Annotated in this window: 17 protein-coding genes; 14 read left to right on the top strand and 3 right to left on the bottom strand. The window is 43.6% G+C overall.

Going from position 1 to position 16,860, the window contains the following annotated elements; translation table 11 throughout:
• Positions 1 to 149: 149 nt before the first annotated feature.
• The 9 genes from ACXAH2_RS13935 (at position 150) to ACXAH2_RS13895 (ending at position 9,147) form a co-directional block, all read left to right on the top strand.
• A complete protein-coding gene (locus tag ACXAH2_RS13935; RefSeq protein ID WP_475079318.1) occupies positions 150 to 2,033 on the top strand; it encodes a PhoX family protein in 1,884 nt (627 codons plus the stop codon).
• A gap of 336 nt (positions 2,034 to 2,369) precedes the next feature.
• A complete protein-coding gene (locus tag ACXAH2_RS13930) occupies positions 2,370 to 3,923 on the top strand; it encodes an FMN-binding glutamate synthase family protein (RefSeq protein WP_475079316.1) in 1,554 nt (517 codons plus the stop codon).
• Positions 3,924 to 4,009: 86 nt separating this feature from the next.
• A complete protein-coding gene (locus ACXAH2_RS13925) occupies positions 4,010 to 4,423 on the top strand; it encodes a VOC family protein (RefSeq protein ID WP_475079315.1) in 414 nt (137 codons plus the stop codon).
• Positions 4,420 to 5,355, top strand: a complete 936-nt coding sequence (locus tag ACXAH2_RS13920; RefSeq protein ID WP_475079313.1) for a 2-hydroxyacid dehydrogenase — start codon at positions 4,420 to 4,422, stop codon at positions 5,353 to 5,355. The genes ACXAH2_RS13925 and ACXAH2_RS13920 overlap by 4 nt, the downstream gene beginning before the upstream one ends.
• Before the next feature lie 26 nt (positions 5,356 to 5,381).
• Positions 5,382 to 5,732 (top strand): 5-carboxymethyl-2-hydroxymuconate Delta-isomerase, encoded by a 351-nt coding sequence (locus ACXAH2_RS13915; protein WP_475079312.1) that lies wholly within the window; start codon positions 5,382 to 5,384, stop codon positions 5,730 to 5,732.
• A 33-nt stretch (positions 5,733 to 5,765) separates the two neighbouring features.
• Complete coding sequence (locus ACXAH2_RS13910) at positions 5,766 to 6,686, top strand: phospholipase A (RefSeq protein ID WP_475079310.1); 921 nt, start codon at positions 5,766 to 5,768, stop codon at positions 6,684 to 6,686.
• 105 nt (positions 6,687 to 6,791) lie between these two features.
• Complete coding sequence (locus ACXAH2_RS13905) at positions 6,792 to 7,358, top strand: hypothetical protein (protein WP_475079309.1); 567 nt, start codon at positions 6,792 to 6,794, stop codon at positions 7,356 to 7,358.
• Positions 7,359 to 7,534: 176 nt separating this feature from the next.
• Positions 7,535 to 8,050, top strand: a complete 516-nt coding sequence (locus ACXAH2_RS13900) for a phosphatase PAP2 family protein (RefSeq protein ID WP_475079307.1) — start codon at positions 7,535 to 7,537, stop codon at positions 8,048 to 8,050.
• Positions 8,047 to 9,147: an MJ1255/VC2487 family glycosyltransferase gene (locus ACXAH2_RS13895; protein WP_475079305.1), complete on the top strand. Its 1,101-nt coding sequence runs from the start codon at positions 8,047 to 8,049 to the stop codon at positions 9,145 to 9,147. The genes ACXAH2_RS13900 and ACXAH2_RS13895 overlap by 4 nt, the downstream gene beginning before the upstream one ends.
• A 50-nt stretch (positions 9,148 to 9,197) precedes the next feature.
• Here the strand turns inward: ACXAH2_RS13895 and ACXAH2_RS13890 are convergent, their stop codons facing one another.
• Positions 9,198 to 10,115: a dienelactone hydrolase family protein gene (locus ACXAH2_RS13890; RefSeq protein WP_475079303.1), complete on the bottom strand. Its 918-nt coding sequence runs from the start codon at positions 10,113 to 10,115 to the stop codon at positions 9,198 to 9,200.
• A gap of 385 nt (positions 10,116 to 10,500) precedes the next feature.
• On the opposite strand from ACXAH2_RS13890, the gene folM reads away from it, so the two are divergent.
• From folM to ACXAH2_RS13870, 4 genes are all read left to right on the top strand, one after another.
• Positions 10,501 to 11,223, top strand: a complete 723-nt coding sequence (gene folM, locus ACXAH2_RS13885) for a dihydromonapterin reductase (protein ID WP_475079301.1) — start codon at positions 10,501 to 10,503, stop codon at positions 11,221 to 11,223.
• Positions 11,224 to 11,291: 68 nt separating this feature from the next.
• Positions 11,292 to 11,975: a GTP cyclohydrolase I FolE gene (gene folE, locus ACXAH2_RS13880; protein WP_475079300.1), complete on the top strand. Its 684-nt coding sequence runs from the start codon at positions 11,292 to 11,294 to the stop codon at positions 11,973 to 11,975.
• A gap of 113 nt (positions 11,976 to 12,088) precedes the next feature.
• Positions 12,089 to 12,361: a hypothetical protein gene (locus tag ACXAH2_RS13875; RefSeq protein ID WP_475079298.1), complete on the top strand. Its 273-nt coding sequence runs from the start codon at positions 12,089 to 12,091 to the stop codon at positions 12,359 to 12,361.
• A gap of 92 nt (positions 12,362 to 12,453) precedes the next feature.
• Positions 12,454 to 13,677: an MFS transporter gene (locus ACXAH2_RS13870; RefSeq protein WP_475079296.1), complete on the top strand. Its 1,224-nt coding sequence runs from the start codon at positions 12,454 to 12,456 to the stop codon at positions 13,675 to 13,677.
• 25 nt (positions 13,678 to 13,702) lie between these two features.
• Here the strand turns inward: ACXAH2_RS13870 and ACXAH2_RS13865 are convergent, their stop codons facing one another.
• Positions 13,703 to 14,938: an MFS transporter gene (locus tag ACXAH2_RS13865; protein ID WP_475079294.1), complete on the bottom strand. Its 1,236-nt coding sequence runs from the start codon at positions 14,936 to 14,938 to the stop codon at positions 13,703 to 13,705.
• 230 nt (positions 14,939 to 15,168) lie between these two features.
• On the opposite strand from ACXAH2_RS13865, the gene ACXAH2_RS13860 reads away from it, so the two are divergent.
• Complete coding sequence (locus ACXAH2_RS13860) at positions 15,169 to 16,392, top strand: MFS transporter (protein WP_475079292.1); 1,224 nt, start codon at positions 15,169 to 15,171, stop codon at positions 16,390 to 16,392.
• A 14-nt stretch (positions 16,393 to 16,406) separates the two neighbouring features.
• Here ACXAH2_RS13860 and ACXAH2_RS13855 read toward each other — a convergent pair whose 3' ends face one another.
• The gene (locus ACXAH2_RS13855; RefSeq protein ID WP_475079291.1) at positions 16,407 to 16,655 is read right to left on the bottom strand and encodes a helix-turn-helix transcriptional regulator; all 249 of its coding nucleotides are present in this window, start codon (positions 16,653 to 16,655) and stop codon (positions 16,407 to 16,409) included.
• Between the last annotated feature and the right edge of the window lie 205 nt (positions 16,656 to 16,860).

The following is a 16,860-nucleotide window of genomic DNA, read 5'->3' as shown; positions in this document are numbered from 1 at the left end:
CCTCATTTGAAGCAGGAGTGGGGTTGAGAGAAAGTGTGGGGAATCATTTTTTCTTTGTACCTCAATATATTAGATCGTGTTGCGCAGAAAGAAGTGCGACTTGCATGATCAATATCCAATGACCAGTAACAAGTAATAGGGCAAGTATTATGACCATTAATCAAAAGCAAGAACTGAGTTTTGATGAGTTAGATGAATTAGTGCGTCCAGCACCGGAAGTGGTGGATTTTGAAGAAGTCGCAAACAAAATGGTATCGCGTCGTGGCTTTCTAAGTGGTGGTGCCGCCGTCGGTGCCAGTGCATTGGTGATGGGATCGACTTTTGGTGCTGCGCAAGCTATGGCTGCTCATCATCAACCTTCTCGTTTGGCTTTTGATATGGTTAAAGCGACTACAGCAGACACTATTACTTTGCCAAAAGGTTACACTTGGCAAGTGCTTGCTTCTTGGGGAGATCCATTGTGGTCAAAAGGTGTGCCATTGGATACAACGACTGGGGGAACGGGTGCTTCTCAAGAAATGGCTTTTGGTGACAACAATGATGGCCTTGCCTTCTTTAATCATAATGGTGTTTTCGTATTAGCGGTTAACAATGAATACGTCAATCCAAAAACCCTGAATGCGAATCGTGAAGATGGCAAAACAATGACCGCAGACGATGTGCGTAAGAACAAAGCGGCACACGGTGTCTCAATCATGGAGGTTGCACAGTACGATGGTAAGTGGAGCATCATCAAAGACTCTAAGTTCAACCGTCGCATCACTGCGGATACTGAAATGGAAATCACTGGTCCAGCTCGTGGTCACGATTTATTGAAAACCTCGGCCGATCCTCGTGGTGTGCTAGCGAAAGGTACTTGGAATAACTGTGGTCAAGGTCAAACACCTTGGGGCACTTATTTGACATGTGAAGAGAACTTCAACAGCTACTTCTCTGCCTCTGATGACAGCTACCAACTTCCTGATGAGCTTAAGCGTTACGGTGTGAGCACTTCTGAAGGTCGCTACAAGTGGGAAATGGCAGACGATCGTTTCGATCTTGTAAAAGAGCCAAATGAGCCGAATCGTTTTGGTTATGTGGTTGAAATTGATCCAATGAATCCAAATTCTCGTCCTAAAAAACGCACAGCACTAGGTCGTTTCAAACACGAAAATGCTGAAGTAGCCATTGCTGCAAATGGTCATGTTGTTGTTTACCTAGGCGATGACGAGCGTGGCGAATTCCTTTACCGTTTTGTTTCTAAAGGCAAATACCAAGTAGGTGCTGACAACTCAGACTTACTTGCAGAAGGTACTTTGTACGTTGCTAAATTCCATGACAATAATCGTGGTGAGTGGTTGGCACTTACGCCAGAAACCACTGGTATGACGGAAGCGGAAATTGCAATTCACACGCGTCAAGCGGCATCTAAAGTTGGTGCAACTACCATGGACCGTCCTGAGTGGGTCGCTGCCAATCCAAACAAAGTAGAAGCTTACTGCTGTCTAACCAACAACAAAAACCGTGGCGTGAAACCAAATGCAGGTGGTGATGAGACGCCAGCAGAAGGTCCGAACCCACGAGTGAAGAACAAATTCGGTCAGATCGTACGTTGGGAACCGATGAACGAAGATCATACCGCAAAAGATTTCAAGTGGGATTTGTTTGTGATGGCGGGTAACCCAGCGGTCTTTGATGATGCTTATGCGGGTTCTGCGAACGTTAACAAAGACAACATGTTTAACTCTCCAGATGGCTTGAAGTTTGACCGTAACGGTTTGTTGTGGATTCAAACCGATGGTAACTACTCGAACGAAGGGGACTTTGCTGGTCAAGGTAACAACCAGATGTTGGTGGGCGATACGGAAACGGGCGAAATCAAACGTTTCATGGTCGGTCCAACCAAGTGTGAAGTCACTGGTGCGGCGTGGAGTTCTGACTACTCGACAATGTTTGTCAGCATTCAGCACCCAGGTGGTACTTGGCCGACAGGTGGTACACCGTTGTCCAGCGTGATTGCCATCACTCGTGAAGATGGTCGTGCTATCGTTTAAGCATAGTAACGAGAAATGAAAACAAGCCAGCATATGAGAGTATGCTGGCTTTTTTATTTTTCGCACAAGGCGTTTTTTTAATCAAAAGTATTTATCTTATTTTGAGGTAATTGTGGCAATTGCAGAGAAAATTAATGTCTTTGTAAAAGGGATGGAAGCCTTAGCCACTTGATCTATTGAAGTTTATACCAAGGTGACGACTATTTTGGTCGTTTCGTCGCTATCAATGACTTATTGCTGCATTTGTTCATGATTCAAATTGCCCTATCGGTGAAATTATGATTTATCATAGATTTTGGGAGATCTGAGTCAGTTTTGGTAGATGTAGGGCAAGTTATGGAATTTCTATGGTCAGTAGCGACCGTCAGTATTCATTGGGCGGCGTTGATTTTCGTTGGTTTGTGTTTTGCGTTGGTGGTGGCGTTAGTGGTGATGTATTGGGTAGATACTCATCAAACTACTCATACCATTCGTCGTAATTATCCCATTGTGGGACGGTTTCGTTATCTGTTTGAGCATCTAGGCGAGTTTTTTCGTCAGTATTTTTTCGCTATGGACAGAGAGGAGCGCCCCTTTGATCGAGCGGAACGCTCTTGGGCTTATCGCGCTGCCAAAAAAGTGGATGCGACTATTGCATTTGGTTCCACTCGTTCCCTTGACACCTCGGGCGATATTTATTTTCTCAATTGTGCTTTTCCGACCTTGGAAGAAGAGGCTGTTCAGCCCAAAGAAATTTGCATTGGTGAGCGTACAGCAAAACAACCTTATCGCACTCGTTCAGTTGTGAATATTTCCGGTATGAGTTTTGGCGCTTTGTCTAAGCCTGCTGTTCAAGCTTTATCGCGTGGTGCTCGCAAAGCGGGGATCTGGATGAACACAGGGGAAGGAGGTTTGTCTCCCTACCACCTAGAAGGTGGTTGTGATTTGGTATTTCAAATTGGTACAGCGAAATATGGTGTTCGAGATGCTCATGGACATTTGAGCGACGACAAATTAAAAGCCATCGCCGAACATGACACTGTGCGTATGTTTGAGATCAAAATGAGTCAAGGGGCTAAGCCTGGTAAAGGTGGTATGCTACCAGGCGCAAAAGTGACCGAAGAAATTGCTCACACGCGAGGCATACCTGTAGGGCAAGACTCGATCAGTCCAAATGGTCATACTGACATCAGATCGATCGACGACTTGCTTAGCATGGTGCGCCATGTACGTCAGCTGACGGGTAAACCAGTGGGTTTTAAAATGGTGGTTGGAGACGTTCACTTCTTCGATCAAATGTGTCAGTTGATTCATCAAAAAGACATGGATTATTGTCCAGATTTCATCACGATAGACAGTGCTGACGGTGGTACAGGGGCTGCACCACAACCCTTAATGGACTATGTTGGTATGCAGTTGCGTGAAAGCTTGCCTTTGGTCGTGAACGCCATTACCTCACATGGCTTGCGTCCTTATATTAAGGTGATTGCATCGGGTAAGTTAATTGTGCCTGGTAAAGCCGCTTGGGCGCTGAGTGCAGGAGCCGACTTTGTGGTTTCTGCTCGTGGCTTTTTGTTTTCTTTGGGCTGTATACAAGCCTTGCAGTGCAATAAAAATACTTGTCCAACCGGTATTACTACTCATAATCCTGAACTGCAAAAAGGTCTTGTTGCCAGCGAAAAGTCAGAACGCGTTGCGAATTACGCTCAAGAATTATTGCATGGGATTGACTTAATTGCCCATTCTTGTGGCGTAAAAGAGCCTAGGGAATTGAACCGCTCGCATGTGCGTATCATAGAAAACCAAAGTCGATCCCACTTGTTCTCAGAGGTGAATCCTTTACCTGAAGTGAAAGCAGAGTACATTCGTCTCCATGATTCGCCAAGTGATCAAGAATCGTCTCTACAATAATCATTTATCTCCTTGATAATGGCTCTCTCTGGGCATTTTGTGGTCACTGAGGTATGTTGCTAGCAAGTTTATTTAAGGGGACGAATGTGAGCGCGTTATTTCATTATGCTTATCATGTGACTTCATTGACGGAAACTCGCGAGTTTTATGTCAATGTCTTAGGGTGTCAGGAAGGTCGCAGCACGGACACCTGGGTTGATTTTGATTTTTATGGCCATCAATTATCATTGCACCTTGGCACGCCTTCCCCCACGACAAATACCGGTAAAGTAGGGGGTCATCTTGTACCTATGCCGCATTTTGGTTTGCTCTTACCCTATGAAGAATGGCGCGAGATAGCGGATCGTTTAACAGCGGAAAAAGTAGCTTTTGATCTTGCTCCAAGTGTGCGTTTTGAAGGTCAAGCGGGTGAGCAATGGACACTTTTCTTTAAAGACCCAAGTGGCAATGCCATTGAACTGAAAGGCTTCAAAAACATGGCACAGGTATACGCGCAATGATTCCACTGGTAACGAGTCTGAGTCCACAAGAAGAGGCTCAATGGTTGCAGCGGCTGGCTAAGCATATACCCAATCAAGTTTTCCTGCCTTTGGCTGAGTTATCAGATCGGCAACGGAAAGAGTGCGAGTTGGCCATTGTTGCCAATCCTGATCCGAACGCGTTGGCCAGTTTGCCGAACCTGGTATGGGTACAAAGTTTATGGGCTGGCGTTGAGGGCATGGTTAACCAGCTTCCCGACGCCAAGTTTAAAATTGTTCGATTGATCGATCCTCACTTAGCGGAAACTATGGCTGAAGCGGTATTAGCTTGGACCTTATATTTGCATCGAGACATGCCGCATTATGCGCAACAGCAAACGCACGCTCAATGGCAACCAAGGCCTATGGTGCGAGCCAAAGATCGCCGTGTAGGCATCTTGGGATTAGGTGAACTGGGTACCGCAAGTGCCAAACGACTCAAAGCCAATGGCTTTAAAGTGTTGGGCTGGAGTCGAAGTGAAAAACAGTTCGCTGACGTGACCTGCTTTCATGGAGAGGATGGCTTAACGCAGCTCTTGTCACAAACCGATATTTTGGTGTGTTTATTGCCTTTAACTTCGATGACCTTAGGTTTACTTAATGAGGATATGTTAGCTTATTTGCCAACTGATGCTGCCTTGATAAACTTCGCCCGTGGAGCCATTATTGATGACATTGCCTTGCAGAAAAAATTGCGGCAAGGTGATATTCGTCATGCTGTATTGGATGTTTTTCAGCAAGAGCCACTGCCAACAGAAAATGCTTATTGGCGTATGGAAAATGTGACGATATTACCTCATATTTCCGCCCCTACTCATATTGACAGTGCATGTGAAGTAGTGGCAGAGAATATCCGCTTATATCAAGAATACAACATAATACCCGCTGCGGTTGATGTACATCGTGGCTACTAATAAATCTAATAAAACGGAGACTAAGTATGCCTCATTGTATTGTTGAATTTAGTCAAAATCTGGCGCAAGAAGTACCGCCAATGGACATACTGGAAGCAGTGCGTGATGCTACTATGGCCTCACAGCTGTTTACTCAGGAAGACATTAAGCTCAGAGGTTTGCCATATAAAGACTTTTTGACCGCGGGAACAGAGGATGCTTTCATTCATGTTACCTTACGCATTCTTGCTGGTCGTACACAGCAACAAAAGCAAAAGCTTTCGCAATTGGTGTTGGATGCCATAATGGCCTTTGCTCTCAAAGACGTCAGTTTCACCGTGGAGGTGTGCGATATGGATAGGGATACGTATTCGAAAAAAGTGGTGCTTTCGTCTTAATGAGGCTGTTGTTAATGAAAGCTATGGTGTTTTTTGCTGTTCTTACCGAGTCTTTTGTTAGCGGAAGAGACGCAGATCTTGTCGGCGGAATCCACGACTTCGGAACCTTATTTTCAGGCAGAAGAACCCAAAGTGCCAGAATCCATTAGTCAGCGAGCTAAGGAAGCAAAGGGCCTCTTTCAACAGCGGGAAATGCGAGAGCAAGCGACCGTCAATAATCCTTTCGTGATCACTCCCCATCGACCTAACTATTTTTTACCTATTGCTTACACGTCAAACCCAAATGATCGCGCTTTTTTAGGCGATAAGAGTGATTCGGAAAGTTTGCAAAGTGTCGAATTTAAATTTCAGCTCAGTGTGAAATTCCCAGTGGCTTATAATCTTGTTGGGCGTAACAGCAGCTTATGGTTTGCTTATACTCAACAAGCCTATTGGCAAGCTTATAACAGCAATATTTCTGCGCCATTTCGTGATACTAATCATTTTATTGTGGTTAAACCCAAAAAGGGGTTATTCGGCATTAAGCCAAGTTACATATCTTATGGTTTGAATCATCAATCAAATGGCCAATCTGGTGATTTATCACGCTCTTGGAACCGTTTTTATATCGAATTTTTATTTGAAACAGACGATACGGCCTTTTCGGTTAAGCCTTGGTATCGCTTTCCAGAAAGTTCCGACATGGACGATAACCCTGATATTGAAAAGTACTATGGCTATGGCGAATTTAGCCTGATACATGTGATTGACGATTACAGTATCGACGTCATGCTACGCAACAATTTGGACATGTCAAACAACCGTGGTGCCATTCAAGTGGGTTTCAACTTCCCTTTATGGGGAAAAACACGCGGCTATATTCAGTATTTCAACGGTTATGGCCAATCACTGCTTGATTACAATCACCAAACTCAGTCGCTGGGAATCGGTATTATGTTGAGTAATTGGTTATAGTTGTCCTTATTTTTTGACGATTGACACCTTTTCGTCATCTTATTGTCATGGAGATGTCATTTTTTGATTTTAAGCTAGTTGGTAATTTAACCTAGGAGCACAACAATGAAACTTATTCCTATCGCAACCAGCTTAATGACATTGACTCTTCTTACTGCTTGTGGCGGTCAAATGACGAAGTCCGGTTCTGACGAGAAAATGGCAGAAGCGTCCGCTTTGAACAACAATGATATGTATGAAGTACACCATGAAGGTCGTATTTACATTTTTGACGATCGTGATGTTTATGAAGATTTTCTTGCTGTAGGGGAAACGTCTTTTAGAAAAGTGCGAATCGGTGAAGGTCCTAAAGGTGAAACCATCGTATTTGGTTTGACCAATGAAGACAAAAAGAAAACCTCTGGTATTGCTTCAATCGAAATGTACGATGGTGACTTGGCTGGTGCAGAAGACTTTTACGGTGAAATGCGCGTAGAAGGCCGTATCTTTGTTTTTGGTTCTTTAGAAGAAATGAACACGGCTCGTATCGTGGGTGAAGTACCATTACGCTACACAGAAATCGGTGCTGGCCCACAAGGTGAAACCGTTGTTTATGCTTTAAACAGCAGCAATAAGAAAGTGCGTCCAGACGCTATGATTGCTAAGTTCCACCAAATGAATGATATGAAATAGATCATACAAAAAAGATTGATAAATGCCCCGTTCGTCGGGGCATTTTTGTTTTGAAATACAGGCCTTTATTTATTCTTATCTGCTGATGACCCTGTCATCAAGTTGTCACCAAATCGCCACCCAACTGACATTTTTCTCGTTTATGTTGAAGGATAAGAAAAAAGTGAGGTGGCCTTATGAACATACTGCAGAATATTCATGCATTTGATGTACAAACTTTCTCATGGTGTATGGCGCGTAAACACAGAGCCAAACTAACCAATATGGGCAGAGCGGTATCCTTTACCGCAGACGGTCCTTTATACGCCATGTTAGCAGCGTTCTTGTGGTTGAATGGTTACCATACTTTGGTCATTATTATCGCTGCAGGTTTTGCTTTAGAGCGAGTTTTGTATCTGATTTTAAAACGTGGATTTAAACGAAATAGGCCTGCTGACGCATTGGATAATTTTAACAGTTTTATTATTCCTTCTGATCAGTTCTCTTTCCCTTCTGGGCACACCTCTGGTGCTTTTTTCATGGCCTATTGTTTGAGTGAGTGGTTTCCAGGACTCAATTTGATGTTGTATTTTTGGGCTATGAATGTGGGTTTATCAAGAATATTTCTGGGCGTGCATTTTCCAACCGATACGGTAATAGGCGCCTTATTGGGAAGTGTGTGCGCGGGCTTGATGATTGGAGTCTTAGTATGAAAATCCTTTATGGTGTGCAAGGCACAGGCAATGGTCATATTACTCGTGCCAGAGCCATGGCAACGGAAATGAAAGCGGCTGGCATAGAGGTGGATTTTGTATTTTCTGGTCGGGATAAAAATGACTATTTTGATATGGAGTTGTTCGGTGAATATCGAACCTTTGAAGGATTAAGTTTTGCAGCACGGGATGGTAAGTTAGATCTCTATGCTACCTTTCGTCAGGCGAATTTTTTGCGTTTGTATCGTGACATTAAAGCGTTAGAGACGCGTGGATATGATTTGGTGATCACGGATTATGAACCTATCGTTGCTTGGGCTGCTAAACGTCAAGGCGTGCCTTGTTTGGGGTTTGGTCATCAATACGCGTTTAAGTATGATATTCCGCGTTACAAAAAAAATCCGCTGGCCCAATGGATCATGGCGAATTTCGCACCCGCTGGTACACAATTAGGAGCTCATTGGCATCATTTTGGTCATGCCATTTTACCGCCGCTTATTCACCATCTTGAGCTGGAGAATACACCGCAATCCAATCAGGTGTTAGTGTATTTGCCATTTGAAAACAGTGAAGCGGTTTTGGATTGGTTAGAAGCCATTCCAGATTATCAATTTAGATTGCATTGCAAAGACATAGAACCAGGTGTGTATGGCAATGTGGAAGTGTTTCCTTTTAGTCGTACCCAATTTCAAAAAAACCTTAGTGAATGTGAATCTGTACTTTGCAACGCCGGTTTTGAGTTGAACTCTGAAGCCTTGCACTTAGGCCGCCGTATCTTGGCTAAGCCCATGCAAGGTCAAATTGAACAACATTCCAATGCCATTGCATTAGAGTATTTAGGCATAGGTATGACCACAGAAACCCTGAATACCGAGTGTATCAAAGAATGGTTGGAGACCAGCCGTGTGGTACAGATAGATTATCCTAATGTGGCTAAGGCTGTGGTGAAATGGTTGCAAGAAAATGATGATTCCAGTGTTATGGATTTATGTCAAAGTTTGTGGTTACAAGTCCCGAGCCTTAAACAACTCAGTTTTCACTACCCAAATATTCAAAAAACCTCCAATCAAAACGCAATGAAACGCGCGACTGTTTAAACAGTCGCGCATCTCTCCTTTAATAAATGTCCTCTAAAAGAATAAAGGGATTAGGATGTTAAGTTCTTATTAAAGAAGGCCAAGGTACGTTGCCAGGCCAGTTCTGCATTCTTTTCATCATATCTTGCAGTGGAGTCATTGTGGAAACCATGATTGGTTTTTTCATAAGTGTAGGCCATGTAATCCACATTATTCGCCTTTAATGCTGCTTCATAAGCAGGCCATGTATCGTTTACGCGTTTGTCCATTTCAGCAAAATGTATTTGAAGAGGGGCTTTTATCTGATCAATTTTATCTTTTGCAGGGGTTCCATAGTAGGGCGCTCCTGCATTGATCACATCCGGCATATAGGCCGCCAATGTGTTGGTAAGGTAGCCACCAAAGCAAAAGCCTACCATTCCGACTTTTCCAGTGGTTAGTTTGTGGTTTTTAAGTACTCGAGCGGCGTCCATAAAGTCTCCCTCGATTTTGTCTCTGTCCAGGGTTCTTTGCATGGCACGTCCCTCGTCATCATTGCCAGGGTAACCACCTAGAGGAAACAGAGCGTCGGGAGCCAGCGCGACAAAGCCAGCTTTTGCCAAACGTCTAGCGACGTCTTTAATGTAAGGGTTTAAACCGCGGTTTTCATGAGCGACAAGCACCGCAGGGGCAGGGTTTTCTGCATTGACGTTTTTGGGAATGACCAAATAGCCGCGGGCTTTGCCATGACCATTTGGGGCTGCAAAGTCGATATAAGAAGCTGTAATGTCTGGGTCGTTAAAAGACACTTGTTCTGCTTGTGCATAGTTTGGGGTTAGAGATTTCGCGATGACGGATAAAGATAAGCCAGTTACTCCTAACGTACCCAATCGCGACAAAAATGTACGTCTGTCTATGTCGCCGTGGGCATATTCGTCATACCAGTCAAAAGCTTCTTGGGGAATATCGGTCGTCTTCAGAGGGGCGGTTATTTCTGCTGTTTGATTCATCACAATTCCTTCTTTTCTTCATAGGGAAGGTACGAATAAGAATTTACTTATGCCCATCAAAAGCTTGAGCCCATCGTACCCGCTTTCGTAACACCATGTTTAAAGACTAAAACGCATAATTTAGATTGAATTTTGTTTGTTAAGTTCATTTTTTATACAAAAAATATCAAAAATTTACTCACAATTTGTATACGTAACATGATCTAAAATTGGTTTACATGCGTATAACAAAAAAGATGTTTGATTGGCTTAACCAATCGCTTCGGCCGCAAGCGGCTGATCAACAAGTTCGTTAAAAATTGCCTTTGAACTTGCCATCTAGGCTATTGTTAGTTGTGAAAAATATTGTCATTCTTACTGAAGTTGGTTGAAGGAAAGAATACTAATGACGCGCAAATCGCCTATCATTATTACAGGAGGGGGTCAGCGCCTGGGGTTGGCATGTGCAAAAGCACTACAGCAAGAAGGTTACCAGGTAATCATTACCTACCGTCGTCAGAGAGAAGACATCGCAGACATTGAATCCTTAGGTATTCGTTGTATGCAAGCGGACTTTTCAAGTGCCGAGGGAGTGGATGATTTTATTGATCGAATTTTAGACGAATATCAAGCTCTAGGTGGTGTCATACACAACGCATCCGAATGGCAAGCGGAAGACACTTGCTCAGATACGACGCTTTTAATGGAAAAAATGTGGCAAGTGCATGTATTTGCTCCATACCGTATTAATCTTGCCTTCGAAGCATTATTATGTGCAGGTTTTAAAGAAGATGGCATTGCTGACATTATTCACATGACAGATTATGTCGCAGAAAAAGGCAGTGATAAGCACATTGCGTACGCTGCTAGCAAAGCGGGGTTAGCCAATTTAACCTGCTCCTTTGCAAAACGTTATTCGCCTCAAGTTAAGGTGAATTCCATTGCCCCTTCATTACTCATGTTTAATCACAGTGACGACGAAGACTATCGGCAGAAAGCCTTAAATAAGTCACTGTTACGAAAGGAGCCAGGAGAGCAGGAGGGCGTACTCGCTGTTAAGTATGTATTAGAAAGCGGCTACTTGACAGGTCGGACCTTGTCTCTGGATGGAGGCAGACATTTGGTATAACCAAATGGGGACTTCTTATAGCAAAGCCTCCTTGTCATAGGCGGGAGACAGTAACGTAGGACAAAGATATGAAAGCTAACATAGTGGAAAACTCGATGGTTAATCATGCCTTTCTTTCTGAGGAGGCTAAGCAAGTTCGTGATGCACTGATCAAAAGTGGGTTAGAAACGCCTATGATTGATAATGGTCTGACCACGGAAGAGAAATACCAACGTATTAAAACAGCATTTGAAGATGTGGTCAGCACCTTAGGTTTGGATTTGACTGACGACAGTCTGGCCGAAACGCCTCATCGCATAGCGAAAATGTACGTTAAAGAGATATTTTCAGGCTTAGATTACACCCAGTTTCCTAAGATCACCGCCATCGATAACAAAATGAAAGTGGATGAGATGGTTAAGGTAAGTGACATCAGCTTCACCAGCACTTGTGAGCATCACTTTGTCACCATTGATGGAATGGCTAAGGTCGCTTATCTGCCAAAAGATAAGATCATTGGTTTGTCGAAAATTAATCGTATCGTGCGATTTTTTGCGCAGCGTCCACAAGTTCAAGAACGCTTAACCCAACAGATTTTGGTGACATTACAGTCATTGTTAGAAACCGATAATGTTGCTGTCAGCATAAGTGCGGTGCATTATTGTGTGAAAGCGCGCGGTGTTATGGATTCCAGCTCATCGACACAAACCACCGCCCTGGGTGGTTTGTTTAAGCGAAGTGATAAAACCCGTGGAGAGTTTCTTGCTCAATAATGGATCTCTGTTTGTAGACCATTCAAAAAAGAGTCTCATGTAGGCTCTTTTTTTATGTCAGAATAAACAGATTGTTACTATCCAATGGTTAAAATTCGTGAGTAGAAAAAGTAATGTCGGATAAAAAATACTGGTTTCCAGCAAAAGAAAACGGTTTTGGTTGGGGCAAACCCAATACATGGCAAGGCTGGAGTGTGTTGATTGCTTATCTTGCGGTGACTTTTTTCATCTCTGTATTGATTGATCCTAAACAAGCTTTACTAGAATGGTTTGCTTGGGTAGCGATAAGTACCACAATGTTATTGATTGTTTGTTATGTGAAAGGTGAAGCGCCGAGCTGGAAGTGGAGACCCATCGAAAAAGAAAAGCGTAAGTGGTTTAAGTAAAGATAAAGATATTCATCTGTTATAAATAGGCTAGACTCTCCCTTTCATATTTGTATTGTTGAACATCCGCCATTGATGAAAAGGATGTGGTCATGCGAACTTCTGGTATGGTTTTACTGGTGGCTTATTTAGGTTTTATCAGTTTGGGGTTACCGGATGCGGCCCATGGTATAAATTGGCCCTTTGTGCGCGCAGACTACCATGTGCCAACTGGTTGGCTGGGACTGGTTATTGCCAGTGGTGGTGTAGGCTATTTAGTGTCCAGTTTTTCTGTTGGTAACTTGTTGGCCCGTTTCGGGGTTGGTTGGTTGCTTATTCTAAGCAGTTTGTTGGTTAGTATCGGTTTATTCGGCTTTTGTCTAAGTCTTAATTTTGTCACCTTCATGTTGTTTGCCGTCGTCATTGGTCTTGGTTCTGGTGCCATTGATGCTGGCTTAAATGCCTACGCAGCGGAATATTTCTCCACACAACATATGAACTGGTTACATGCCGCCTTTGGTATTGGCGCGACCGCTGGCCCTATTATCGTTACCAGTGTTTTGGTACATTTTTCGCAAAATTGGCGTTTAGCCTATGGGCTTATCGCTACTATCTTGCTCTTTATGACGATGATTTTTGTGCTGAGTCGTCATCTTTGGCGTAATGCCTCTCAATCAACGGGGTCGCAACCGGATGCAATCAAGACAGAAGTAACGCAGGCCGTGCCAGCAAACGTGAGCCAGTGGCAGGCATTGCGACATCCTCTGGTGCGACTACAAATTGTCTTTTTTCTCGTTTACACCGGTCTAGAAGTGGCAGTAGGTCAATGGGCATTTACCGTTATGACGGATTCCCGAGGCATTGCCATCAGCACCGCAGGCATTTGGGTTGCAATTTTTTGGGGAGCGTTGGCCTTTGGTCGAGCCATTTTTGGTTTTTTGGTGGCTCGTTTTGCGGTAGACCGTTTAATAGCCTTGTGTTTGATTGGTATGGTGTTAGGTACCTTTAGTTTTAGCCTGCCATATCATGCTTATTATAGTTACTTAGGCCTCATGTTAATGGGCTTCTGCGCTGCGCCTATTTTTCCTTGCATGATTTCGCAAACCGCACAAAGAGTAGGTAAAGCATTTGCCGCTCATGCCATTGGTTTTCAGATGAGTGCGGCAGTGAGCGGTGCGATGAGCTTACCTTTTCTCAGTGGCTTATTAGGTGAGTTGTTTGGTTTAACCGTTTTGAGTATCAGTTTACTCTTTTATGCCTTAGTGTTACTTACATTGTTCATGGTCATTATTAACAAAGCAGAGACAGCACTAAGGCACTTTGTAGATGCGCGCTAGAGAGCAAGTAACATACTCTGAGAATCTAATGGGTTTTGTTTTCAGGATCGCTTTCTAAGCGATTTCTGTGTAACAAAACAGGGAATAAGTACATCCATATACCGACTACCGCTAAGGTGCCAACGCCACCAATAATAATGGCTGGCACCACTCCAAACCAGGCGGCTGTTACACCAGATTCGAATTCCCCTAGCTGATTTGAACTGCCGATAAAGATGGAGTTGGCGGCACTGACTCGACCACGCATTTCATCCGGTGTTTCCAGTTGCACTAGAGTGGAACGAATCACCACGCTGATCATATCGGAAGCGCCCAACAAAACTAATGCCAACATAGACAAAAAGAGATGGCTGGATAGGCCAAACATAATCGTCGCCACACCAAACACAGCGACCGCGGCAAACATAATTTTACCAACGCTGTGTTGTAAGGGGCGGCGAGCCAAATAAATAGACATAAGTAAAGCGCCAATCGCAGGGGAACAACGCAATAAACCTAGTCCCCAAGGGCCGGTTTGAAGAATGTCTTTGGCAACTATAGGTAACAGCGCTGTTGCACCACCGAGTAACACGGCAAACATGTCTAAAGACACGGAACCTAAAATGACTTTATTGCCTTTGATGAAGCGTAATCCACCAAATAAATGTTCTAAATCGATTGGTGTTTTGTGCTTTACCACGAAGTTATAGTGTAAAAACAACAGTATTAGGCAAGAGAGTAAAAAACAGCTCATGCTGGTAGCGAATAAGGTGGTTGGGCCAAGTAGATAAATCACGCCACCCAAGGCTGGGCCTGCAATAACTGAAATTTCACGAGCGGAGGCCATGGCGCTTACCGCTCGAGAGAGTAAGTCGCTAGGCACTAAGTTGGGTAAGATGGCTTGATTGGCTGGTAGTTCAAACGCTCTGGCGGTTCCTAACAATATGGCGCAGCCGTAAATCATGTTGGCTGAGATACTGTTGGTCAGGTTGCCATAAGCCATGACGCCAACCGTAAATGCCATGATTAAGCGAGTACATACGCAAATTAATCGACGGTTATAGCGGTCTGCCACGTGACCGACTACCAGGGTGAGTAATAGCTGTGGCAAAAATTGATATAAGCCAACTAAGCCCAGCGCGAGAGGACTGTCCGTAAGGTCGTACATCTGCCAACCAATGCCCACACTGAGCATTTGAAAAGCAAAGGAAGAAGCGATTTGTGCTATCCAATAATGACGAAAGTTTTTATTTTGAAAGAGTGCGGGTAGGTTAGAATTCAACGTTATATCTCTGTTAGCTTTAGCTGGTGTGACGCTATTTTAGCTTGCTTTATGGATAAGTTGTGTCTCTTGTTGCCGGTTCAAAAGTTTAAGAATTGTGAATTTTGTTTAGTAGCGTTTTATTTTGGGGTCGAGTTGCTCAGATTAAGTAATAATATCGGGCCGTATTTTCATTGCTTGCCTGGATGCAAGTCTGTGTAATCTAAGTTAATGATAGAAAAGGACATTCTGTGATACATTCCGATGCGTATTCTTCTCGATATGAAGCGATCTCCCGATGGTTATTATTAACGTGTCTTGTCATTGTTGGGATAGGGCAATCTTTTGTGTTCACCTCTTTGCCGCCGATTGGCCGTGAAATCGGTTTGTCGGATGTGCGAATTAGTACACTCATTACCGCAGGTGCGGCGACATTTGTTGTGGCTGCGCTTTTTTGGGGGGGAATCATCAACCGGATTGGTCGCGTCCGTTCCGTTATTTTTGGTATGGGCAGTTACGCTTTGACGATAAGTGCTACTGGGTTTGTTTTGCAAAATGCTTTGCAAGGACATCTTTCTGCACAGCAAACCTATTTGATGGTATTTAGTTTACGTATTATTTTTTCACTGGGAATTGCCGGTATATTGCCTTCCATTCAAACCTATTTGATTGCCCACACAGATATAAAACATCGTAGTGCTACTATTGCTTTGATAGGTGCATCATTTGGCATAGGTATGATTCTAGGACCAGCTTTCGCATCATTACTCAGTAATCTAGGTTTGACTGTGCCTTTTTACATCATTGCTATTTTGGCTGGATCTTCATCTTTGCTGGTCGCCTTGTATGTGAAAGATGGAACACATGTACGTCAATTTGAAAAGCCTGCTCGTATTAACTGGCTCACCCAACCAGTTATGCCATTTTTATGCATGTCCACTTTGGCGCTATTGTCGGTGACTGGCATACAACAAATTATGGGCTTTTTGATTCAAGATAGGTTTCAGTTAGACGTGGTGCAGACGACCCATCAACTTGGTTTTTTAATGATGGTTATGTCGTGTTTTAATATTTTTGTTCAAATAATATTGGTTCCACGCTTTCGGTTGGGCGTGGTGACTTTGATTTTCTCTGGCGTAGCGATTGGTTTGTTGTCGCAATGTGTGTTTTTGTTCTGGCAATCGTTACTCGGTGTATTCGTCGCCATGGCTTTATTTGGCGCTGGTTTTGGTTTTCTCTTTCCCGGTATTATCACAGCGCAAACCCTGTTGGTGAAAGACGACCAACAAAGTCGCTTGGCCAGTGTGAATGCTTCAATGCAGGGGCTCGGAGCCGCTTTAGGGCCAGTCATCATGGCGTCTTTTTATCAACTCGGTCAGTTCATACCTTTCTTGGCGCTTAGTGTTGGCTTAGTGAGTTTATGTAGTGTGTTTGTTTATTGCCGAACTCAGTTTGGAGCCGCATTTCACTCTTGATCCGCGTGTTTGTCTTAATTGAGTTTGGCTTGTGCCACTTGTCGCGGTGGCATACCGAAATGCTGATGGAAGCGGCGGCTGAACTGACTCAAACTTTGATAGCCTAAATCATAACTCACTTGCGTCACAGAATGATGTTGTTGAAGTAGCAGATAGGCCCGGCTCATACGTCTTTGGTGTTGATATTCAAGTGGTGTACAACCAAGCTGTTGTTTAAAACACTGATAAAAACGACTGCGACTCATACAAGCCATTTTGGCCAATTTTTGGGTGTCTAGCGTTTGCGCAAGGTGATGTTCTATCCAATAGAGAACTTGAGTGATGCCATTGGTATCTGGGCTTTTTTATGTCAAAAGGACTGTTTGCGCCACTTTATTGCCTTTCATCGAATTCTTTTCTTGTTTCCTATTGGAAACTATCTTTCATAAGTGATAATTTTCACTAAGTTAATTTTGAGTGATGTCTTTC

Source organism: Marinomonas sp. ABL3_031, from assembly GCF_056161265.1.
The sequence above is the reverse complement of the archived record's forward strand: the minus strand, read 5'-3'. Positions and strand labels throughout refer to the sequence as shown.